Source organism: Streptomyces djakartensis (assembly GCF_014651075.1).
Taxonomy (GTDB): Bacteria; Actinomycetota; Actinomycetes; order Streptomycetales; family Streptomycetaceae; genus Streptomyces; species Streptomyces djakartensis.
This window is the reverse complement of record NZ_BMWE01000008.1, coordinates 151,233-172,996: the sequence shown is the minus strand read 5'-3', so window position 1 is coordinate 172,996 and position 21,764 is coordinate 151,233. Positions and strand designations below refer to the sequence as shown.

Genomic DNA, 21,764 nt, shown 5'->3' with positions numbered 1-21,764 from the left:
ATCAGTCGATCAATTTCGAACATACATTCAATTACCGGGGTGGTGCCGGATTCCGGGATCACTCTGCGAGCGGGCCCGGTGCCAGCGCCTCAGCAACCCGTCCGGCACCTCCTCCGCCGTGAGGGCGAAGACCAGGTGGTCGCGCCAGGCCCCGTCGATGTGGAGATAACGGGGGCGCAGGCCCTCCTCGCGGAATCCGAGTTTCTCCACGACCCGGCGGCTGGGCCCGTTCTCGGGGCGAATGCAGACCTCGATGCGGTGCAGCCCGACGGTGCGGAAACAGTGGTCGACGACGAGCGCCACGGACGTCGGCATCACACCGCGCCCGGCCACCGCCTCGTCCACCCAGTAACCGACGTGCCCCGAGCACATCGAGCCCCAGGTGATCCCCGCGACCGTCAACTGCCCGACCAGCTGCCCCCGGTACTCGATGACGAAGGGCAGCATCCGGCCGGCGTTCGCCTCCGACCTCAGGTGGCGGACCATCTGGCGGAAGGTCGGGCGGTGCGCCATCGGCCCGCCGGGCACGGGCGGCGGAATGGTCGCTTCCCAGGGGCGCAGCCAGTCGCGGTTGCGCCGGTTGACCTCGCGCCAGGCCCGCTGGTCGCGCAGCCTTATCGGTCTGAGGACGACGTCGCCGTCCACCAGCTCGACGGGCCAGGATGGGCTGTTCAGCTCGCACCCCCGCTGCCGGGTCTGGGGTGGTCGCCGCCGCGGAGCTGCTCGACGGCGTGGACGAGCAGCGGCTCCAGGACTGCGAGGCCGTCCTTCACCCCGCCGCTGGAGCCGGGCAGATTCACGATCAGCGTCCCTCCGGCCACTCCGGCCAGGCCCCGGGAGAGCGCCGCGGTCGGCACCTTCTCCCGGCCGAACGCCCGAATGGCCTCGGCGATGCCGGGCACCTCGTGGTCGATCACCCGGCGCGTAGCCTCGGGGGTGCGGTCGGTCGGCGAGATGCCCGTGCCGCCGGTGGTGACGATCACGTCGTAGCCGGCCTCGACGCCGGCGCGCAGAGCCGCCTCCACGGGGTCTCCGTCCGGGACGACCTGCGGGCCGTCGGCCTCGAAGCCGAAGCTCTTCAGGCCGTGGGCGATCAGCGGGCCGCCCTTGTCCTCGTAGATCCCGGCTGCGGCCCGGTTGGAGGCCGTGACGACGAGAGCCCGGTACGTCATGCCCTGCTCCAGTCGGCCGACTTGCCGCCCGTCTTCTCCTCCACCCGTACGTCCGTGATGACCGCTCCCTTGTCGACCGCCTTGACCATGTCGATCACGGTGAGGGCGGCGACGGAGACCGCGGTGAGGGCCTCCATCTCGACGCCCGTGCGGTCCGTCGTCCTCACCGTGGCCAGGATCTCCACGGCGTCGTCCGCGACCGACAGGTCCAGTTTCACACCGGACACCGACAACGGGTGGCAGAGCGGGATCAGGTCGGGGGTGCGTTTGGCTCCCATGATCCCGGCGATCCGCGCGGTCGCGAGGGCGTCGCCCTTCGGGACGCCCTCGCCGCGCAGCAGTTCGATCACGCGGGGCGAGACGAGGACGCGTCCGCTGGCGCGGGCGGTGCGCGCGGTCACGTCCTTCTCCGACACGTCGACCATGCGGGCGGCGCCCGCCTCGTCGATGTGCGTCAGCCGGTCCCGCGTGGGGCCGTCCTGCGGGGGTGGGTCCTGCGTGCTCATGCTGTGTGGCGCTCCCGGTCCGGGCCCGTCGCGGTGCGGCGCACGGGCCTGCTGTGCGCGACACGGTACCGCCAAGCAGGGCCTATCGGCCGAGCAGGATCACCTCGACCTCGGTACCGGGCTCGACGGACTCGGTGTCCTCGGGGACGACGATGAGGGCGTCCGCGTGGGCGAGGGCCGCGACCAGGTGGGATCCGGCGCCGCCGACCGGGGTGACCCGTCCGTCCGCGTAAGCGCCGCGCAGGAACTGGCGGCGGCCCTTCGGGCTGGTCAGCGCCTTGTCGGTGGTCAGGGTCGCCCGGGTCACCGGGCGGTGGACGTCGTCCAGGCCCATGAGGGTGCGGATCGCGGGGCGGACGAACAGCTCGAAGGAGACGTACGACGACACCGGGTTGCCGGGCAGGGCCAGCAGCGGGGTGTGGTCGGGGCCGATGGAGCCGAAGCCCTGGGGCTTGCCGGGCTGCATGGCGAGCCTGCGGAACTCCACGCCGCTGCCGGGCTCGTCCTCGTCGCCGACGTGGGAGAGGGCCTCCTTGACGACGTCGTAGGCCCCGACGCTCACACCGCCCGTGGTGACCATCAGGTCGGCGCGGACCAGCTGGTCCTCGATGGTGGAGCGCAGGGTCTCGGCGTCGTCGGCGACGGCGCCCACGCGGTAGGCGATGGCGCCGGCGTCCCGGGCGGCGGCGGTGAGGGCGAAGCTGTTGGAGTCGTAGATCTGACCGGTGCGCAGCTCCTCGTCGGGCTGGACGAGTTCGCTTCCGGTGGAGAGCACGACCACGCGGGGGCGGGGGCGTACGCGGACGGTGCCCCGGCCGATCGCGGCGAGCAGCGCGATCTGGGGCGGGCCGAGGACGGTCCCCGCCTCCAGGGCGCGGTCGCCGGCCTTCACGTCACTCCCCTGTGCGCGGACGTGGGCGCGGGCCTCGGCCGGCCGGTACACGTGCACGTGCCCGGTGGCGCCCTCGGGGCCGAGGGTGCGGGCGCGCATGCCGCGCACCGGGCCCTCGCCGAGGCCGCCGTCGGTCCACTCGACGGGCACGACCGTCTCGGCGCCGGGTGGCAGCGGGGCGCCGGTCATGATGCGGGCGGCCTGGCCGGGGCCCACGTGGAGCGGCTCGGCGTGACCGGCCGCGACGTCCCCGACGACCTCCAGGGCCGCCGGGAACTCCTCGCTCGCGCCCGCCACGTCGGCGACCCGCACCGCGTACCCGTCCATGCTGCTGTTGTCGAACGGCGGCAGGGACACGGGCACCGTGATGTCGTCGACCAGGACGCAGCCCTGGGCGTCGAGCAGGTGCAGCTCGATGGGTTCCAGGGGGCGGACGGTGGTGAGGATGTCCTCCAGGTGCTCGTCCACCGACCAGAGGTGGTCGGGGCCCGAGTGGTCCTGGCCCGTGACGTGGGGCGCGGCGCTGCTCAACGTGTTACATCTCCTCGGCTACGTAACTGCGAAGCCAGGTCCGGAAGTCCGGGCCCAGGTCTTCACGTTCGCACGCGAGGCGGACGATGGCACGCAGGTAGTCGCCGCGGTCGCCGGTGTCATAGCGGCGGCCCTTGAAGACGACGCCGTGCACCGGGCCGCCGATCTTCTCCGCGGCGGTAGCCGCTGATGTGTGCGTGGCGGCGAGCTGCTGGAGGGCGTCGGTGAGCTGGATCTCGCCGCCGCGGCCGGGCTCGGTCTTGCGCAGGATGTCGAAGATGTTCGGGTCGAGGACGTAACGGCCGATGATCGCGTAGTTGGACGGGGCGTCGGCCGGGTCGGGCTTCTCCACGAGGCCGCTGACCTTGACGACGTCGCTGTCCTCGGTGGCCTCGACGGCCGCGCAGCCGTAGAGGTGGATCTGCTCCGGGGCGACCTCCATGAGCGCGACGACGCTGCCGCCGCACTGCTCCTGGACCTCGACCATCCGCTTGAGCAGGGGGTCGCGGGGGTCGATCAGGTCGTCCCCGAGGAGGACGGCGAAGGGCTCGTCGCCCACGTGCGGGGCGGCGCACAGGACGGCGTGGCCGAGGCCCCTGGGGTCGCCCTGGCGGACGTAGTGGATCATCGCGAGGTCGCTGGACTCCTGCACCTTGGCGAGGCGCTTCTCGTCGCCCTTCTTCTCGAGGGCGGACTCCAGCTCGTAGTTGCGGTCGAAGTGGTCCTCGAGGGGGCGCTTGTTACGGCCCGTCACCATGAGGACGTCGTCGAGACCCGCGGCGACGGCCTCCTCGACCACGTACTGGATCGCCGGCTTGTCGACGACCGGCAGCATCTCCTTGGGAGTGGCTTTGGTGGCCGGCAGGAACCGGGTGCCGAGGCCTGCTGCGGGAATGACAGCCTTGCTGATCCGAGGGTGCGACTGAGTCATGCACGCCACCATATCCGGTGCCTTTGGGCGGAACCTGTGACTCCGGTTCAAAGGCGCTCATATGAGCGTATTAACACGGTACGGGAGCAACCCATGCGTCACATCGGACGTCCGCACGAGTCTGACAAGCGGAGTTTGCGGCGGGAGTTCCTCGCGGTGAGGAACAGGTTGACGGCGGATGACCTGCGGGAAACCTCGGCCGCGCTGGCCGGGCGGGCGCTGGAGCTGCCGGAGTTGGCGCGGGCCGGCACGGTGGCGGCTTACGTCTCCGTGGGGAGTGAGCCGGGGACGCTCGCGCTGCTTGACGCGCTACGCGCCCGGGGCGTGCGCGTCCTGCTTCCGGTCCTGCTCGCCGACAACGACCTGGACTGGGGCCGCTACGAGGGTGAGGGCTCGCTCGGGCGTGTCCGGCACGGCGGCAGGATGGCCCTCTTCGAGCCCACGGGCGAGCGCCTCGGCCCGGACGCCGTGACCACCGCGGACGCCGTGCTGCTGCCGGGGCTGGCGGTCGACGCGCGCGGCATGCGGCTGGGGCGTGGCGGAGGCAGTTACGACCGTGTGCTGGCGCGTCTGGAACGGGCGGGAGCGCATCCCGCACTGGTGGTGCTGCTGTACGACTCGGAGGTCGTCGAGCGCGTCCCCGAGGAGCCGCACGACCGGCCGGTGCACGCGGTGGTGACTCCCTCCGGAGTGCGGCGGTTCCGGCAGCCGGCCGACTGACGCGGAACGGCCCCCCACGCGTACGTGGAGGGCCGTTCCGTCAGTGGCTCACGGTTTGAGCACCAGCTTGTCGGTCGCGCTCCCTTCGACCGCCTTCGCCGAGTAGGACCACGGCAGCAGCTCGCCGTCGGCCCACTTGTCCGTCTGGTCGGCGTAGTGGGCGCTGTAGGCGTGCCCCGAGGCGCCGCTGAGGTTGATCCAGCGCGACTTGTCGAGGTCGCCGAGGTTCACGACCATCCGCATCGACGGCACCCACACGACCCCGTAGCCGCCGGCGGCGTTCCAGCCGGTCGCGTTGACCGACGCCTCGCCGCCGCTCAGCTCCCACGGACCGCGGTTGAGGGCGTACTGGAGGAATCCGGGGCCCTCGGTGCCGAGGGTCTGGTTCTTCAGGAACAGGCGATGCAGCCGGCCCCAGCTCCAGGTGTCGATGTCCTTGCCGAGCTTGGCGGTCAGCTCCCAGCGCGCGTCGACCATGGCGCGCTTGAACAGCTGGTCGCGATTGACGGCGGCCTCGCGGGTGCCCACCTCGGGCGTCTTCCACCAGTCGTTGTCCGGCTGCTGCATCAGCCCCCGGACCACCTCGAACCAGCGGTCGCCGCCGTCCGGCTGCGCCTGGTCGGGGGCGCGCTCGCCGCACTCGCGGACCTTCTTGGTCTCGTCGGCGGGGCCGGTGGTGTTGACCGGGTCGACCATGAGGCACTGGCCCTTGGGCCGCAGCTCCTTGGGCAGCTTGTCGCCGAAGGCGAGCTTGAGGATGTTGCGCCAGACCGCGTTGAAGTAGGCGGCCGCCGCCGAGTCGGCGTCCTGGGTGTAGTCCCAGCCCTCGAGGAGCTTCTGCGCCTGCCGGACGTCCTTGTTCTCCGGGTCGATCTTCAGCAGCGTGGGCACCAGCAGCCGGGCGATCTCACTGCTGTTGTCCAGCTGCATCTGGCGCATGTCGTCCGTCGAGATCTTGCCGCCGTCCTTGATCTTCGACTGGATCAGGTCGGCGATCCGCTGGCTGCGCGTGCCGTAGCCCCAGTCCGTGGTCAGCGTGTAGGGGTACTTGTCCGGGTCCACGACGGCCTGGTTGGCGGTGACGATGTAGCCGCGCTCCGGGTTGTACTCGTAGGGCAGCGCGTCCGGGTCGATGTAGCCGGTCCAGCGGTACTTCGGGTCCCAGCCGGGCGCCGGGACGGAGCCGTCGTCGTTCTTGGAACGGGTGGGGATCTTCCCCGGCAGGGTGTAGCCGATGTTGTCCTCGGTGTCCGCGTAGATCAGGTTCTGCGAGGGCACCTCGAACAGCGCGGCGGCCTTGCGGAAGTCCGTCCAGTCCTTGGCCCTGTTCATGGCGAAGACGGCGTCCACGGTGGTGCCCGGGTCGAGCGCGGTCCAGCGCAGGGCGACGCCGTAGCCGTCGCCCCGGTCGGGTGCGGCGGTGTCGACGGCGGCCTTCTTGCCGACCTTCACGAGTTCCTCGGCGCGGTCGGACAGCAGGGGCCCGTTGTTGCTCTCGCGGACGACGATCTTCTTCGGCGAGCCGCCGGCGACCTTGATGGTCTCCTCGCGCGTCTCGAAGGGCTTGACCTCGCCGTCGTACAGGTAGCCGTTGCCGGTGATCTTCTCCAGGTAGAGGTCGGTGACGTCGACGCCGGAGTTGGTCATGCCCCAGGCGATGTCCTGGTTGTGACCGATTATCACGCCCGGCATGCCGGCGAAGGTGTAGCCGCTGACGTCGTACTGGCAGGCGCTGGAGACGCTGCGGCAGTGCAGGCCCATCTGGTACCAGACGGACGGCAGCGAGGCCGACAGGTGCGGGTCGTTGGCCAGCAGGGGCTTGCCGGTGATGGTGTGCTTCCCGCGGACGACCCAGGAGTTGGAGCCGATGCCGTCGCCGTTCACCCCGACGGCCGGCGGGAGGTCGTCCAGGACCTTGGTGAGTCCGGTGAGCTGGCTCTCCAGGCCCGCGGAGGCGCCGCCCGGGGCGCCCGCGGAGCCCGAGGTGCCCGCGGTGCCCGAGGAGGCACCGGCGGTTCCACCGGTCCCGTTCGTGCCGCCCGTGCCGCCCGTGCCACTCGTGCCGCCCTGTTCGAACGTGCGGGTCAGCTCGCTGTACCGGCCTTCCTGGACGATCGCCTTGTTCCGGCTGTACGGGTACTCCGGGTACAGGTCGGCGATCTGCTTCGGGCCGAGGCGGCTGGTCAGCAGGGCGCGGTCGATCTCGTCCTGCATGTTGCCGCGCAGGTCCCAGGCCATCGCCTTCAGCCAGGAGATCGAGTCGACCGGGGTCCACGATTGTGGCTTGTAGTCGTTGGTGAACCCGAGCGCCGCGTACTCCAGGGAGATGTCCTTGCCGTCCTTGCCCTGGAGGTAGGCGTTGACCCCCTGGGCGTAGGACCGGAGGTACTTCTTCGTGGCGTCCGACAGCTTGGTGTCGTACTCCTGCTTGGCGACCCGGTCCCAGCCGAGCGTGCGCAGGAACTCGTCGTTGTCGACCTGGCTCTCGCCGAACATCTCCGACAGGCGTCCGGCGGCCATGTGGCGGCGGACGTCCATCTCGTAGAAGCGGTCCTGTGCCTGGACGTAGCCCTGTGCCATGAACAGGTCCGCGTCGGAGGAGGCGTAGATCTGCGGGATGCCGTGGCCGTCGCGTTTGACCTCGACGGGTCCCGAGAGGCCCTTGAGCTGGAGGGTGCCCTCGGTCTGCGGGAAGGAGGCCCGGACGGTGCTGACGGACCAGTACCCCCCGAAGGCGACGCCCCCGATGAGGGCCAGCGCCAGGAGGAGCACGACCAGGCGGGCTTTGCGCCCCTTTCTCCTGCCGGACTTGCCGGGCTGCTGACCCGTGGAGGCGGTGGTGTCGGTGGGCATCGCTGTCCTTGCTGTCCTAACGCGAGCGGCAGGTTCGGCTGTGCTTTTAACTGAGCGCTGGAGCAACGATAGGCGCAGGGCCTTGCGCCGCTTGACGCGGAGTCGGGAACAAGTACGGACGAACGTTCGATCCTGCCTCCGGAAGCGTCAAGAAATCGTCAAGAGTTAGGTAAGGTAACGAAGTAGTTGGCGCGGTGCGCCACAGCTTCATGTGCGATGTACGCGAGCCCACGCGCGCATGCGCGTGGGCCAGGGAAGGATTCGGCCGCTGACTGTTCACCACCTCAACCAGCTCCTGCTCGTCTGCTCGCTCGTCCTGCTCGTCGCCGTCGCAGCGGTACGGATCTCCTCGCGCAGCGGGCTCCCCAGCCTGCTCGTCTACCTGGGGATCGGCGTCGCCATGGGCCAGGACGGCGTGGGCGACATCCACTTCGACAACGCCGAACTGACCCAGGTCATCGGATACGCGGCCCTGGTCGTGATCCTGGCCGAGGGCGGTCTGGGTACGAAGTGGAAGGAGATCAAGCCCGCCCTGCCTGCGGCCACGGCGCTGGCGCTCGCCGGTGTCGCGGTGAGTGTCGGCATCACGGCGTCGGCGGCGCACTACCTGATCGGGCTGGAGTGGCGGCAGGCGCTCATCATCGGGGCGGTCGTCTCCTCGACCGACGCGGCGGCGGTGTTCTCCGTGCTGCGGAGGATCCCCCTCCCCTCACGCGTGACCGGCATGCTCGAGGCGGAGTCCGGCTTCAACGACGCCCCGGTGGTCATCCTCGTGGTCTCCCTGTCCACGGCGGGCCCGGTCGACCCCTGGTACGTGCTGCTGGGCGTGATCCTGCTGGAGCTGGCCATCGGCGCGGCCATCGGGATCGCGGTGGGCTGGCTGGGCGCCTGGGGCCTCAGGCACGTGGCCCTGCCCGCCTCCGGCCTGTACCCGATCGCCGTCATGGCGATCGCCGTGGTGGCGTACGCGGCGGGCGCGCTGGCCCACGGCAGCGGCTTCCTCGCCGTGTACCTCGCCGCGATGGTGATGGGCAACGCGCGGCTGCCGCACTGGCCGGCCACCCGCGGCTTCGCCGACGGGCTCGGCTGGATGGCCCAGATCGGCATGTTCGTCCTGCTCGGCCTCCTGGTCACCCCGCACGAGCTGGGCGACGACATCGTGCCCGCCCTGGTCATCGGGCTGGTGCTGACCATGGTGGCGCGTCCGCTGAGCGTGGTGTTCTGCCTGACGCCGTTCCGGGTGCCCTGGCGGGAGCAGGCCCTGATGTCCTGGGCGGGGCTGCGCGGGGCGGTGCCCATCATCCTGGCGACCATCCCCATGGTGGAGGGCGTGGACGCCAGCCGCCGGATCTTCAACATGGTCTTCATCCTGGTCGTCGTCTACACCCTGGTGCAGGGCCCGACGCTGCCGTGGCTGGGCCGCAAGCTGCGCCTCGGCGACGGCTCGGAGGCCGCCGACCTCGGCATCGAGTCGGCCCCGCTGGAGCGGCTGCGCGGGCATCTGCTGTCCGTGGCGATCCCCGAGGAGTCGAAGATGCACGGCGTGGAGGTGGCCGAACTGCGCCTGCCGCACGGCGCCGCCGTGACGCTCATCGTGCGCGAGGGCGAATCCTTCGTCCCGCTGCCGACGACGATTCTGCAGCGGGGGGACGAGCTCCTCGTGGTCGCCACCGACCCGGTGCGGGACGCGGCCGAGAGCCGGCTGCGCGCGGTGGGCCGCGGCGGCAAGCTGGCCAGTTGGCTGGGGACGGACGGGGCGAGCCGTTAAGGGCGCTTTTCCCACCTTTCACGCTCCTGCTTTCACAGGTGGACCGGCCCATGGTGCTCTCTTTCACAGGTCGCTGGACCCTGATGCCTGTACCATGAAGGCGTCTACCCAAGATCGAACCAACTCTGCCTGACGCAGAGCTGGCGCGACCGTATGGCGGTCGGGTCACCCCTCCTCACCGGGCCCCGGCATCTACCGCAGTTCCGCGCAAGAGGACAGCTCTCGGCGCCGCCCGCTGACGGGCCGCGCTACCAGGCGGCAGAAAGGCACGGGCCGTGGCGTCCACGGTCACCTCGAAGAACTCGCGGAACCCCAAGCACCCGCAGAACCCGGAGAAGCCGCAGAACCCGGAGAACCCGCAGAACCCGGAGAACCCGGAGAACCCGGAGAACCCGCAGAGCTCGACGGCTTCCGCCCGCCCCGGATACGGCCGGCTGCTGCGCACCCGCGGCGCCTGGACGTTCCTGCTCCCCGGCTTCGCGGCACGCCAGCCGTTCGCGATGCTGACGATCTCCATCGTGCTGCTGGTGCAGCACACCACCGGCTCGTACGGAGCGGCGGGCGCCACCGCGGCCGCCACCGGTGTCTCCATGGCCCTGTTCGCGCCCTACAGCGGCCGTCTCGCCGACCGCTACGGGCAGCGGGCCGTGCTGGTCCCCGGGGTGCTGCTGCACGCGGTGTCCGCGCTGGCGCTGACGGCGCTGGCCCTGGCGGACGCCCCCCTGTGGGCGCTGTTCGCGGCGGCCGTCCCGACCGGCGCCTCGGTGCCTCAGGTCGGGCCCATGGTGCGGGCCCGCTGGGGCGTGAAGCTCAAGGACTCGCCGCTGATGACCACCGCTGCGGCCTTCGAGTCGGTCACCGACGAACTGACCTTCGTCGTGGGCCCGCTGCTGGCCACCACCCTGTGCACGGCCGTCAACCCGGCCGCCGGCCTGGTCACCGAGGCGTCCCTGACGCTGCTCGGCGGCCTGCTGTTCGCCGCGCAGAAGGGCACCCAGCCGTCCGTGTCGGGCGGCGGCCACGCGCGGGTGGAGCACGTCTCCGCGTTGCGCGTCCCGGGCGTGCGGGTGCTGATCGTGACCTTCCTGGGCATCGGCTCCGTCTTCGGCGGTATGCAGGTCTCGCTGGCCGCGTTCACCGAGTCGATCGGTGAACCGGGCCTGAACGGCGTGCTCTACGGCGTCTTCGCCGCGGGCAACATGCTCTCCGGCATCGTCTGCGGCGCGATCGCCTGGAAGGCGGCCCCGCAGCGGCGCCTGGTCGTCGGCCACGCGGCCCTGGCGCTCACCGCATCGGGGCTGTGGGCCGCCCACTCGGTCCCGGTCCTCGCAGGCCTCGGCCTGCTGGTCGGCATGTGCATCGCGCCCGCCCTGATCACCGGCTACACCCTCGTCGAGGACCTGGTTCCGGCCGGTGCCCGGACCGAGGCCTTCACCTGGCTGACCGGCGCGGTGGCGCTCGGCCAGGCCGCCGCCGTCACGGTCGCCGGGCAGCTGCAGGACCGTCTCTGGGACGGCGCCGGCTTCCTGGTCCCGATGGGCGGCACGGTGCTCGCCCTGGCGACGCTCCTCACCCTGCGTTCCCGCCTGGTGGCACCGGCCCACGGCCGGACCGTGGCACGTGGTGTGGGTCACCGCGTGCCGGTGGCAGTGGACTGAACGGCCGGAATACGTCACTATGGATCGTCGTTAGCACTCATCGAGTGAGAGTGCCAGGAGGAAGACAGTGCCCACCTACCAGTACCAGTGCACCGAATGCGGCGAGGGCCTCGAGGCGGTGCAGAAGTTCACCGATGACGCCCTCACCGAGTGCCCCAGCTGCAAGGGTCGCCTGAAGAAGGTCTTCTCGGCGGTCGGCATTGTCTTCAAGGGCTCCGGCTTCTACCGGAACGACAGCCGCGGCTCCTCGTCGAGCAGCTCCCCGGCGAAGTCGTCGAGCACCTCGTCCTCGGGCTCGTCGTCCTCCGACTCCGGCTCGTCGAGTTCCGCTTCGAGCTCGTCGTCGAGCACCGGCAGCTCCTCCAGCAGCACCACCGCCGCGTAAGGCCTGATTCTTACGGGACCCTGTCGCCCTCGGGGCGACGGGGTCCTCGGCGTTTCCGCCTGCGGTTAGGGTGCGGGCATGGCGAACAAGGCGAACGTGGCGGACGCGGCGGACCAGGGGGGCGCCGGGATCGGCGTCATCGGCGGCTCCGGGTTCTACTCCTTCCTCGACGATGTGACGGAGGTCCGGGTCGACACCCCGTACGGGCCGCCCAGCGACTCCCTCTTCATCGGTGACGTCGCCGGCCGGCGGGTCGCCTTCCTGCCCCGGCACGGCCGGGGCCACCACCTGCCGCCGCACCGGATCAACTACCGGGCCAACCTGTGGGCGCTGCGGTCGGCCGGCGTACGCCAGGTGCTCGCCCCGTGCGCGGTGGGCGGACTGCGCCCCGAGTACGGGCCGGGCACCCTGCTGGTGCCGGACCAGCTGGTCGACCGCACCAAGTCCCGGGCGAACACCTACTTCGACGGGCTGCCGCTGCCCGACGGATCGGTGCCGAACGTGGTGCACGTGTCGCTGGCCGACCCCTACTGCCCCGCCGGGCGCGCGGTCGCGCTGAAGGCGGCGCGCGGCCGGGACTGGGAGCCGGTGGACGGCGGCACGCTGGTCGTCGTCGAGGGACCGCGCTTCTCGACCCGTGCGGAATCGCTGTGGCACCAGGCGCAGGGCTGGTCGGTGGTGGGCATGACCGGCCATCCCGAGGCGGCGCTCGCCCGTGAGCTGGAGCTCTGCTACACGTCCCTGACCCTGGTCACCGACCTGGACGCCGGAGCCGAGACCGGCGAGGGCGTCTCGCACGACGAGGTGCTGCGGGTGTTCGCGGCGAACGTGGACCGGTTGCGGGGAGTGCTGTTCGACGCGGTGGCCGGGCTGCCTGCGGAGGGGGAGCGGGACTGCCTGTGCGCCGGGGCGCTGGGTGGGATGGATCCGGGGTTCGCGTTGCCGTAGGGGCCGGCCGGCTGGGGGCGCGGCTGTGGCTTGCCGGACCGGAAGTGGTCGTTCGGGTGAGGGAGTTGTCCACAGGGCGGCGGTAGGTCCACAGGCCAGGGCGGGATGTGGCGCGAGGCCTCATCGTGGGGAGCGCAAGCCGGTCCCTCGTCGCAGGTGGTGGTCCTCATGTCCCTCGCTCGCCCTTCGTTCGCGCCCTCCGCTTCGTTCACGCCATCCTCTTCGGCCGTGCCGTCCGCTTCGTTCACGCCATCCTCTTCGGCCGTGCCGTCCGCTTCGTTCACGCCGTCCGCTTCGGCCGTGCCGTCCGCTTCGTTCGTGCCGTCGTCCTCTTCGGCCGTGTCCTCCTCTCCTTCCTGGTCCGTGGCCCCGTGCCCGCCCGGGCCCGAGGTGCCGGCGACCCGTGAGGTGCCGCGGTTCGATCCGGTCCGGGTGCGCGGCCGCTCCCGGGCGGGCCGGCTCCTGCGGAACCGGCGGCGGGCCCTGGCGGCCGGGCTCGCGGTCACCGCGACCGCGCTGGTGGCGGCGGGGCCGCGCGACGCCGACGGGGCTCGCGGTCATCCCCGGGTGCGGCCGCCCGGGCAGGCGGTCCCGGCCTCCGGGGAGCATCCGGTAGGGGCGCGCCGTGCGCCGGGCGCGGTGACGGCCCCGGTCAGGATCGCCGACGCGGCCACCGTGCGGCTGCTGCGGCCCGGCGACCGGGTCGACGTCATCGCCGCCGAGGAACCGGCGGCGGGAGGTGACGCCCGGGTGGTCGCGCGCGGGGCCCGGGTGACGAAGGTGCCGGAAGCTGTGGAGGGCGCCACCGACGGCGGGGCGCTGATCGTGCTGTCCGTGCCCCGTGCCACCGCCGCGCGGCTCGCCGGGGCGAGCGCCACGGCCCGGTTGGCGGTGACGTTGTGGTGATTGCGTGCATGATCGTGTCAAGGCCCTCGTTCGCGGGACCTGACTGCTCCGTTCGGCGCAGCGGTGACGTAGGTTGCGGAGCGTTTTGTTCCACAGGCTGCGCGTGCGAGAAGAGGCCCCCAGGTGACCGAGAAGAAGGAAGCGAGTGTCTGGGAGGGCTTCAAGGCCTTCCTGATGCGCGGGAACGTCGTCGATCTGGCGGTGGCGGTGGTGATCGGCGCCGCGTTCACCAACATCGTCACCGCCGTGGTGAAGGGGATCATCAACCCCGTGGTCGGGGCCATCGGCACCAAGAACCTCGACCACTACAGCTCATGCCTGAGCTCGACGTGCCAGGGCGAGGAGGGCATCCAGATCCTGTGGGGTTCCGTCCTCGGCGCGGCCCTGAGCTTCGTGATCACCGCGACCGTCGTCTACTTCCTGATGGTCCTGCCCATGGCGAAGTACCTGGCCCGGCAGGAGGCCCGCCGCAAGGCGAAGGAGGGCACGCAGGAGGTCATCGAGGTGACCGAGCTGGAGGTGCTCAAGGAGATCCGCGACGCGCTGGTCGCGCAGCGCGGCTCCGGACACGACCGGCGGTGACGCGGCTCCCTCAGAGGTGGTGGGGCGGCTTCTCGTCGAGGAAGCGCCTGAGGTCGGCCGCGCTGCCACCGGAGTCGGTGCGCTCACCCCAGCCGCGGTCGGTGTCGTCGGAGGACTGCTGGTCGAGCGGGTCGTCGAAGACCAGCGCGGGCTTCGGGGCGCGCGGCTCGGGGTCGGGGGCGGTGGTCATGCCTCCAGGGTACGGTCCCGCTCCCCCGGGCGGGCTGACGGCGCCGGGCGGCTGACGGCACCCGCCGGGGCCGCTGCTGGACAAGACTGTGCCTCATGACAGTCGACGCTCGGGTGGACGCCCTGACGGATGTCGCCGGCCTGCGGGTGGGTCACGCGACCCGCACCGGCGACGGTTGGCTCACCGGCACCACTGTGGTGCTCGCCCCGGAGGGCGGGGCCGTGGCCGCCGTGGACGTGCGGGGCGGTGGCCCCGGCACCAAGGAGACGGACGCGCTGGACCCGCGGAACGTGGTGCGCAAGGTCGAGGCGGTCGTGCTGACCGGTGGCAGCGCGTACGGGCTCGACGCGGCGTCGGGGGTGATGGCCTGGCTGGAGGAACGGGGGCGCGGGATCCGGGTCGGGGCGGACCCGGCGCACGTCGTGCCGGTGGTGCCCGCCGCCTGTGTCTTCGACCTGGGGCGGGGCGGCGACTTCCGGGCCCGGCCGGACGCGGCCACCGGTCGCGCGGCGGTGGAGGCGGCCGCGGCGAGCGAGCCCGGCGCGCCGGTGCCTGAGGGGTGTGTGGGCGCCGGTACGGGAGCGGTGGCCGGAGCCGTGAAGGGCGGCGTCGGCAGCGCGAGCGCCGTGCTCGGCTCGGGGATCACGGTGGCCGCGCTGGTGGTCGCCAACGCGGCGGGGTCGGTCGTCGATCCGGAGACGGGGGTGCTGTACGGGGAGTTGTTCCAGGGGCGGGTCCAGTACCCGGAGGCGGGGGTCCACGAGGCGGCGCGGCGGCGTCTCGCCGAGACCGCGGCGCGCAGTGCGCCGCCGCCGCTCAACACGACGCTGGCGGTGGTCGCCACGGACGCGGACCTGTCGAAGGCGCAGGCGCAGAAACTGGCCGGCACGGCGCACGACGGTATCGCCCGCGCGGTGCGGCCGGTGCATCTCCTCAACGACGGGGACACGGTGTTCGCCCTGGCGACCGGTGAGCGCGCCCTGGACGCGGTGAACCCGCTCGCCCTCAACGAGATCCTCGCGGCGGGCGCGGACGTCGTGACCCGCGCGATCGTCCGGGCCGTCCGCGCCGCGGAGCCGGTCGACGGTCCGGGCGGGGCGTGGCCGTCGTACGGGGAGCTGTACGCGAGCCACTGAACCGGCGCACGGGCACGGCCACTTCACAGCCGGCCGGACATTGTCCCGGGCCTGTAACGGTGCTGTCGTGTCCCGCAGCCCGACGCAACCCGACCGGCCGCCCGGCCCCTCTTCCCTCACGTACTGGAGCGGATCACGCACATCACACCAACTGGGGGAAGCCCGTGACAACGCCGGACATTGCCGCGCGGCGCGCACTGGGGGCCTGTGCCGCCCTGATGGTCGGCGCCCTGACGCTCACCGCCTGCGGGGGCAGCGCCAACGCCGAAGGCGACGGCAAGGGCGGCGACGGCTCGGCCAAGACGTCCGTCGCCAAGATCGCCATCTCGGCGAAGGACGGTTCGACCGGCGCTTCCATCAACGCGACCGGTGTGAAGGTCAGCGACGGGAAGCTGGCCGAGGTGAAGATGACGCTGGCGGACGGTGGTCAGGCCGTGCCCGGCGCGGTGTCGGCCGACGGCAGGTCCTGGAAGCCGAAGGAGCAGCTGGAGCGCGGGACGAAGTACCGGATATCGGCGACCGCGAAGGACGCCGAGGGCCGTACGGCCGCCGCCAACTCCGTCTTCACCACGGTGACCTCGGCGAACAGCTTCATCGGGACGTACACGCCGGACAACGGCACCACGGTCGGCGTGGGCATGCCGGTGTCGTTCACCTTCGACAAGGCCATCACCGACCGGAAGGCCGTGCAGTCGGGCATCACGGTCACGTCCAGCAGCGGGCAGAAGGTCGTCGGGCACTGGTTCAACGGGCAGCGGCTGGACTTCCGGCCGGAGGAGTACTGGAAGGCCGGCTCCAAGGTCACCATGAAGATCGACCTCGACGGGGTCGAGGGCGCCAACGGCGTCTACGGGGTGCAGCGGAAGACGGTCACCTTCACGGTCGGGCGTTCGCAGGTGTCCACGGTCGACGCCGCCACGCAGACCATGACGGTCGTGCGCGACGGGAAGACTCTCAAGACGGTCCCGATCTCGGCGGGCAGCCCGGAGCACACCACGTACAACGGGCAGATGGTGATCTCCGAGAAGTTCACGCAGACGCGGATGAACAGCCGGACGGTGGGGCTGGGCGGGGAGTACGACATCCCGGACGTGCCGCACGCGATGCGCCTGACGACGTCGGGCACGTTCATCCACGGCAACTACTGGTACAACAAGGGCAACCCGCCCTTCGGCCGCCAGGGCACCAGTCACGGCTGCGTCGGCCTCGCCGATGTCCGGGGCGCCCAGGGCAGCACGTCCGCCAAGTGGTTCTACGACAACTCGCTCGTCGGGGACGTGGTGATCGTCAAGAACTCCCCCGACAACACGGTGTCGCCGGACAACGGGCTCAACGGCTGGAACATGGCGTGGAGCCAGTGGGTCGCGGGCAGCGCCTCGTGAGCGGCTGAACCACCACCCGGGCTGGGTTTTTGACGGACAGAACGGGCCGCGCGGGAACTTTTCGCGCGGCCCGAGCGTTTTCCTGGACGTACGTTTTCTCGGTTCCCGGACATGATGTCCGACCGAGGGGCTACCGTATGCACCCACAAGGTGACATGCAGCAACGCCGGGAGAAACCTTGAGCGTTCCGTACGAGACGGCAGCGTACGAACCACACGACTCGCCCGAGTCTCCGGAGGAGCACCTCGCGCGACTCCTCGGCCGCGCCCTGAACTCCTTCGAGTTGCCCGACGAGACGCTGGCGCGGCTCGACTGCGCGCTGGCGCACGACGGTTCGCTGCACTCCGCGCACCACAGCGCGGGCCTGCACCGGGAGACCTACCGGCACACCTGGCTGCTGGTGGACGGCTCGGCGCTCACGCTCTGGGAGCTCGTCCACAACACCGCGCCGGGCAGCGAACCGCAGCACGAGGTGTATGCCGACGAGGAGGAGCTGCGCGCCGCCACCGCGCGTCTGCCGCTGCCGCCGGACACCCCCGACTTCGAACTGCCGGTGACGGTGCAGCTGTCCCCGGTCCCCGCGCCCCGGTACGCCTATGCCGGGGCCGACTCGGCCGACCACGCGCGCCGTTTACTGCGCCGCGCGGAGAACACCGACCGGCCGGGGGCGGACACCGCGGCCCGGCTGTCCACGGCGTCCGGCCACCAGATCACCCAGGCCTTCGGCCGTCCGTGCCGCGCCGGCCGGGCGGGGCTGGGCTTCTCGCTGTACGAGCACGCGTTCCTGCTGCGCGACGGCGAGGAGCTCTCCTTGTGGGAGGTGGAGCACACGGCGACGCCGGACGGGCGGCACATGTGCGAGGTGTACGCCAGCGAGGACGCGGCGCGCGAGGCGATGGAGCGGCGCGCGGCGCAGCTGTCCTAGTACCCCAACCGCCGCACCAGCTCGGCGAAGGCGTCTCTCTCCTCGGAGGTCAGTTCCACCGATTCCGACCGGGAGCCCGTCTGCCGCTGCTGCGGGAGGGCGGGGAGAGGGCGGCCTTCGGGCCAGCGGGAGAGGTGCTCGGGCATGCGCCCCAGTAGACACCACGGCCCGGGACTTCGGTCCCGGGCCGTGATTTTCGTGATCTATCTCGCAGGTGGCATGAACGGTTCACATGCCTCGAATGGGGCGCTCCGCAGGCCTTACGCCGCCACCGGCTGCTTCTTCCCGGCGGCGGGGGCCGCGGCGGAGTCGCCGGAGGCGGTGGCGCCCGGGACCGGCTTGCGCATGCCCTTCAGGACGACCACCAGGGCCGTCGTGACGCAGACACCCGCGGCGATGGCGACCAGGTAGAGCAGCGGGTTGCCGATCAGCGGGACCACGAAGATGCCGCCGTGGGGGGCGCGCAGGGTGGCTCCGAAGGCCATCGACAGGGCACCGGTGATCGCGCCGCCCACCATGGAGGCCGGGATGACGCGCAGCGGGTCGGCCGCGGCGAACGGGATCGCGCCCTCGGAGATGAAGGAGGCGCCGAGCACCCAGGCGGCCTTGCCGTTCTCGCGCTCGGTCGGGCTGAAGAGCTTGCTGCGGACGGTGGTGGCCAGGGCCATGGCCAGCGGGGGCACCATACCGGCCGCCATGACCGCCGCCATGATCTTCATCGCGGAGTCGCTGGGGTCGGACACCGCGATACCGGCCGTGGCGAAGGTGTAGGCGACCTTGTTGACTGGGCCGCCGAGGTCGAAGCACATCATCAGGCCGAGGAGGGCGCCGAGCAGGATGGCGTTGCTGCCGGACAGGCCGTTCAGCCAGTCGGTCATGCCCTTCTGCGCCTCGGCGATGGGCTTGCCGATGACGACGAACATCAGGAACCCGACGATCGCCGAGGAGATCAGCGGGATCACCACCACCGGCATGATGCCGCGCAGCGCCGCCGGGATGTTCACCTTCTGGATGGCGATCACCACGCCACCGGCGATGAGACCGGCCGCCAGACCGCCGAGGAAACCGGCGTTGATGTTGAACGCGATCATGCCGCCGACGAAGCCGGGCACCAGACCGGGCCGGTCGGCCATGCCGTAGGCGATGTAACCGGCGAGGACCGGGACGAGGAAGCCGAAGGCGACACCGCCGATCTGGAAGAACAGGGCCGCCCAGCTGTCGGGCTGCGTCCAGATGAAGTGCTCCATCACCGACGGGGCCTTGTCGACCTTGTAGCCGCCGATCGCGAAGCCGAGGGCGATCAGCAGACCGCCCGCCGCGACGAACGGCACCATGTAACTGACGCCGGACATCAGCCACTTGCGCAGCTTGGTGCCGTAGCCCTCGCCGGATTCGCCGGTGCGCTCCACCGGGGTGGCCGGGGCGGAGCCGGAGCTGACCTCGCCGCGGGCGGCCTTCTCCCGGACCTCGGCGATGAGTTCGGCGGGGCGGTTGATGCCCGCCTTCACACCGACGTCGACGGTGGGCTTGCCGGCGAACCGCTCCTTCTCCCGTACGGGCACGTCGTGGGCGAAGATCACGGCGTCCGCCGCCGCGATGACCGCCGGGTCGAGCCGGGTGAACCCGGCCGAGCCCTGGGGCTCGACGGTGACCTCGACGCCCGCCTCGCGGCCGGCGTTCTCCAGGGACTCGGCCGCCATGTAGGTGTGGGCGATGCCGGTGGGACAGGAGGTGACGGCCACGACGCGGAACGGCCGCTCCTCGGCGGGAGCGGTGTCGTCGGTGACCGTGGCGGCGGCGGGAGAGGCCGCTCCCGCCGACGCCACGGTGTCTTCGGCACCCGCTGCGGCGGGTGTCTCGGCGGGTGCTTCGGCCTCGTCGCCCCGGATCAGCGCCGCCGCGGCCGCCGCGTCGCCCACCGCGCGCAGGGCGTCGGTGAACTCCGTGTTCATCAGCTGCCGGGCCAGCGACGAGAGGATCGTCAGATGGGCGTCGTCGGCACCGGCCGGCGCGGCGATCAGGAAGATCAGGTCGGCGGGGCCGTCGGCCGCGCCGAAGTCGATGCCGTTCGCGCTGCGGCCGAAGGCGAGCGTCGGCTCGGTGACGTGCTCGCTGCGGCAGTGCGGGATGCCGATGCCGCCGTCGAGGCCGGTCGGCATCTGGGCCTCGCGGGCGGCCACGTCGGCGAGGAAGCCGTCCAGGTCGGTCACCCGGCCCAGGGCCACCATGCGCTCGGCGAGGGCACGCGCCGCCGCTTCCTTGCTGTCGGCGGACAGGTCGAGATCGACCAGATCCGCGGTGATCATGTCGCTCATCGCGGGCTCCTTAGCACGCGTATCGCCCGGGCAGTGGGGTGGGCGTGGAGGGGGACGGGGGTGTGGTGGGGGGTGACGGGGGCGGGGAGGGTGAGTAAGGGGGAGGCTCGCCGCTCAGGTGCCGGTACGGGCTGCTCGAAGTAGGTCATGACACCGGCTCCTTCAGTGCTCGGTCCGCCGGGATGTCGGCCGTGACCGTCACGGCGGCGGGGTCGAGGTCGCCCGGCTTCGGCATCACGCTGCCGGGCAGCTGGACGGCGGCCGCGCCGTGGGCGACCGCGGAGGCGAGGGCCTCGGGGCCGCTGCCGCCGGCGATCAGGAAGCCGGCGAGGGAGGAGTCACCGGCGCCCACGTTGCTGCGGACCGTGTCGACACGGGCACTGCCGAACCAGGCGCCCTCACCGGACACCAGCAGCTGCCCGTCGGCGCCGAGGCTCGCGAGGACGGCCCGGGCGCCCATCTCACGCAGTTCCACGGCGGCCTTCACGGCGTCGCCGACGGTGGCCAGGGGACGGCCCACGGCACCCGCGAGCTCCTCGGCGTTCGGCTTGACCACGTCGGGCCGCTCGCGCAGGGCCGCGAGGAGCGCGGGTCCGGAGGTGTCCAGGGCGATCCGCGCACCGGCGGCGTGCGTGCGGGCGACCAGGTCGGCGTACCAGGAGGGGGCGAGGCCGCGCGGGAGGCTGCCGCAGCAGGCGATCCAGGAGGCGTCGCGGGACTGCCGCCGCACGGTCTCCAGGAGCAGTTCGCACTCGGCGCCGGAGAGTTCGGGCCCCGGCGCGTTGATCTTCGTCAGGACGCCGTCGGCCTCGGCGAGGGCGATGTTGGAGCGGGTGGCCCCGGCGACCGGTACCGGCGCGACCTCGATGCCCTGCTGGTCGAGCAGGTCGGCGACGAGCGCGCCCGGGGCGCCGCCCAGGGGCAGGACCGCCACGGTGCGCTGCCCGGCCGCGGCGACGGCGCGCGAGACGTTGACGCCCTTGCCGCCCGGGTCCATCCGCTCGCCGGTGGCGCGGATGACCTCACCGCGGTCGAGGGACGGCACCTCGTAGGTACGGTCCAGGGACGGGTTGGGGGTGACGGTGAGGATCATGCGCGCACTACTTCCGTGCCGCCGCGCTCGATGGCGACGGAGTCTTCGGGGCTCAGCCCGCTGTCGGTGATCAGCAGGTCCACGTCGCTCAGGGCGCCGAAGCGGGCGAAGTGCTCCTGGCCGTGCTTGGAGGAGTCGGCGAGCAGCACCACGCGGCGGGCGGCGGCCACGGCCGCGCGTTTCACGGCGGCCTCGGCGAGGTCGGGGGTAGTCAGACCGTGTTCGGCGGAGAATCCGTTGGCTGCCACGAACAGCACGTCGGCGCGGATCTCGCCGTACGCCCTGAGCGCCCAGGCGTCCACGGCGGCGCGCGTACGGTGCCGTACGCGCCCCCCGATGAGGTGGAGCTGGATGCCGGGGTGGTCGGCGAGGCGGGCCGCGATGGGCAGGCTGTGCGTGACGACGGTGAGCGAGGCCTCCAGGGGGAGGGCGGCGGCCAGGCGGGCCACCGTCGTGCCGGCGTCGAGGATCATCGTGCCCTCGGCGGGCAGTTCCGCGAGGGCCGCCTTGGCGATGCGGTCCTTCTCGTCGGGCGCCGTGGACTCGCGCTCGGCGAGGTCCGGCTCGAAGTCCAGACGCCCGGCCGGGATGGCCCCGCCGTGCACCCGGCGGACCAGACCGGCACGGTCGAGGGCCTTCAGATCGCGGCGGATCGTCTCCGCCGTCACCTGGAACTCCTCGGCCAGCGACACGACATCCACTCGGCCGCCGTCACGGGCGAGCCGGAGGATCTCCTGCTGCCGCTCCGGTGCGTACATGTCTGTTCGCCTCCGACTCATGCCCGAACGTGTGGTTTCAGCGGGAGGCTACGCCGAGATTTCGACAAAGTAAACAGGTTCGGACTCAACCGGGCATGATCAGAAACGAAAGG

The 21,764-nt window shown here is 71.7% G+C and carries 21 protein-coding genes; 10 read left to right on the top strand and 11 right to left on the bottom strand.

The window, feature by feature from the left end; translation table 11 throughout:
• Positions 1 to 27 precede the first annotated feature (27 nt).
• The 5 genes from IE212_RS15920 to galU all read right to left on the bottom strand — a co-directional run bounded on the left by IE212_RS15920 (position 28) and on the right by galU (position 4,032).
• A complete protein-coding gene (locus IE212_RS15920; RefSeq protein ID WP_229864373.1) occupies positions 28 to 648 on the bottom strand; it encodes a GNAT family N-acetyltransferase in 621 nt (206 codons plus the stop codon).
• Positions 649 to 671: 23 nt separating this feature from the next.
• Positions 672 to 1,172, bottom strand: a complete 501-nt coding sequence (locus IE212_RS15915) for a MogA/MoaB family molybdenum cofactor biosynthesis protein (RefSeq protein WP_190198489.1) — start codon at positions 1,170 to 1,172, stop codon at positions 672 to 674.
• The gene (moaC, locus tag IE212_RS15910) at positions 1,169 to 1,678 is read right to left on the bottom strand and encodes a cyclic pyranopterin monophosphate synthase MoaC (protein WP_190198488.1); all 510 of its coding nucleotides are present in this window, start codon (positions 1,676 to 1,678) and stop codon (positions 1,169 to 1,171) included. The genes IE212_RS15915 and moaC overlap by 4 nt, the downstream gene beginning before the upstream one ends.
• A gap of 82 nt (positions 1,679 to 1,760) precedes the next feature.
• A complete protein-coding gene (gene glp, locus IE212_RS15905) occupies positions 1,761 to 3,101 on the bottom strand; it encodes a molybdotransferase-like divisome protein Glp (RefSeq protein ID WP_190198487.1) in 1,341 nt (446 codons plus the stop codon).
• A gap of 4 nt (positions 3,102 to 3,105) precedes the next feature.
• On the bottom strand, positions 3,106 to 4,032 hold the full coding sequence (gene galU, locus IE212_RS15900) for a UTP--glucose-1-phosphate uridylyltransferase GalU (RefSeq protein WP_190198486.1): 927 nt from the start codon (positions 4,030 to 4,032) through the stop codon (positions 3,106 to 3,108).
• 93 nt (positions 4,033 to 4,125) lie between these two features.
• On the opposite strand from galU, the gene IE212_RS15895 reads away from it, so the two are divergent.
• Positions 4,126 to 4,752 carry a 5-formyltetrahydrofolate cyclo-ligase gene (locus IE212_RS15895; RefSeq protein ID WP_190198485.1) on the top strand — a complete coding sequence of 209 codons (627 nt, stop codon included), beginning with the start codon at positions 4,126 to 4,128 and terminating at the stop codon, positions 4,750 to 4,752.
• Between the two features lie 48 nt (positions 4,753 to 4,800).
• On the opposite strand, the gene IE212_RS15890 is transcribed toward IE212_RS15895, so the two are convergent.
• Entirely contained in the window at positions 4,801 to 7,605 is a 2,805-nt protein-coding gene (locus IE212_RS15890) for a penicillin acylase family protein (protein ID WP_190198484.1), read from the bottom strand.
• 238 nt (positions 7,606 to 7,843) lie between these two features.
• Between IE212_RS15890 and IE212_RS15885 the strand changes: the two genes are divergently transcribed.
• From IE212_RS15885 to mscL, 6 genes are all read left to right on the top strand, one after another.
• Positions 7,844 to 9,373, top strand: coding sequence for a potassium/proton antiporter (locus tag IE212_RS15885; protein WP_190198483.1), 1,530 nt, complete (start codon positions 7,844 to 7,846; stop codon positions 9,371 to 9,373).
• A 434-nt stretch (positions 9,374 to 9,807) separates the two neighbouring features.
• On the top strand, positions 9,808 to 11,031 hold the full coding sequence (locus IE212_RS15880; protein ID WP_229864371.1) for an MFS transporter: 1,224 nt from the start codon (positions 9,808 to 9,810) through the stop codon (positions 11,029 to 11,031).
• 67 nt (positions 11,032 to 11,098) lie between these two features.
• Positions 11,099 to 11,416 carry an FmdB family zinc ribbon protein gene (locus IE212_RS15875; protein WP_190198481.1) on the top strand — a complete coding sequence of 106 codons (318 nt, stop codon included), beginning with the start codon at positions 11,099 to 11,101 and terminating at the stop codon, positions 11,414 to 11,416.
• Between the two features lie 78 nt (positions 11,417 to 11,494).
• Positions 11,495 to 12,364: an S-methyl-5'-thioadenosine phosphorylase gene (locus IE212_RS15870; protein WP_190198480.1), complete on the top strand. Its 870-nt coding sequence runs from the start codon at positions 11,495 to 11,497 to the stop codon at positions 12,362 to 12,364.
• Positions 12,365 to 12,703: 339 nt separating this feature from the next.
• Positions 12,704 to 13,270: a CpaB family protein gene (locus tag IE212_RS15865; protein ID WP_229864354.1), complete on the top strand. Its 567-nt coding sequence runs from the start codon at positions 12,704 to 12,706 to the stop codon at positions 13,268 to 13,270.
• 123 nt (positions 13,271 to 13,393) lie between these two features.
• On the top strand, positions 13,394 to 13,852 hold the full coding sequence (mscL, locus tag IE212_RS15860) for a large conductance mechanosensitive channel protein MscL (protein WP_190198479.1): 459 nt from the start codon (positions 13,394 to 13,396) through the stop codon (positions 13,850 to 13,852).
• Between the two features lie 10 nt (positions 13,853 to 13,862).
• Here the strand turns inward: mscL and IE212_RS15855 are convergent, their stop codons facing one another.
• Entirely contained in the window at positions 13,863 to 14,042 is a 180-nt protein-coding gene (locus IE212_RS15855) for a hypothetical protein (RefSeq protein WP_190198478.1), read from the bottom strand.
• A gap of 95 nt (positions 14,043 to 14,137) precedes the next feature.
• Between IE212_RS15855 and IE212_RS15850 the strand changes: the two genes are divergently transcribed.
• From IE212_RS15850 to IE212_RS15840, 3 genes are all read left to right on the top strand, one after another.
• Positions 14,138 to 15,178 (top strand): P1 family peptidase, encoded by a 1,041-nt coding sequence (locus tag IE212_RS15850; RefSeq protein WP_190198477.1) that lies wholly within the window; start codon positions 14,138 to 14,140, stop codon positions 15,176 to 15,178.
• Between the two features lie 164 nt (positions 15,179 to 15,342).
• Positions 15,343 to 16,560 (top strand): L,D-transpeptidase, encoded by a 1,218-nt coding sequence (locus IE212_RS15845; RefSeq protein ID WP_190198476.1) that lies wholly within the window; start codon positions 15,343 to 15,345, stop codon positions 16,558 to 16,560.
• Positions 16,561 to 16,738: 178 nt separating this feature from the next.
• Positions 16,739 to 17,485 (top strand): DUF6227 family protein, encoded by a 747-nt coding sequence (locus IE212_RS15840; protein WP_190198475.1) that lies wholly within the window; start codon positions 16,739 to 16,741, stop codon positions 17,483 to 17,485.
• On the opposite strand, the gene IE212_RS15835 is transcribed toward IE212_RS15840, so the two are convergent.
• From IE212_RS15835 to IE212_RS15820, 4 genes are all read right to left on the bottom strand, one after another.
• On the bottom strand, positions 17,482 to 17,631 hold the full coding sequence (locus IE212_RS15835) for a hypothetical protein (RefSeq protein WP_190198474.1): 150 nt from the start codon (positions 17,629 to 17,631) through the stop codon (positions 17,482 to 17,484). The genes IE212_RS15840 and IE212_RS15835 overlap by 4 nt on opposite strands.
• A 114-nt stretch (positions 17,632 to 17,745) precedes the next feature.
• Positions 17,746 to 19,800: a PTS fructose transporter subunit IIABC gene (locus IE212_RS15830; RefSeq protein WP_190198473.1), complete on the bottom strand. Its 2,055-nt coding sequence runs from the start codon at positions 19,798 to 19,800 to the stop codon at positions 17,746 to 17,748.
• A gap of 145 nt (positions 19,801 to 19,945) precedes the next feature.
• Positions 19,946 to 20,893: a 1-phosphofructokinase gene (gene pfkB, locus IE212_RS15825; RefSeq protein WP_190198472.1), complete on the bottom strand. Its 948-nt coding sequence runs from the start codon at positions 20,891 to 20,893 to the stop codon at positions 19,946 to 19,948.
• Positions 20,890 to 21,651 carry a DeoR/GlpR family DNA-binding transcription regulator gene (locus IE212_RS15820; RefSeq protein WP_190198471.1) on the bottom strand — a complete coding sequence of 254 codons (762 nt, stop codon included), beginning with the start codon at positions 21,649 to 21,651 and terminating at the stop codon, positions 20,890 to 20,892. The genes pfkB and IE212_RS15820 overlap by 4 nt, the downstream gene beginning before the upstream one ends.
• Positions 21,652 to 21,764: the final 113 nt, after the last annotated feature.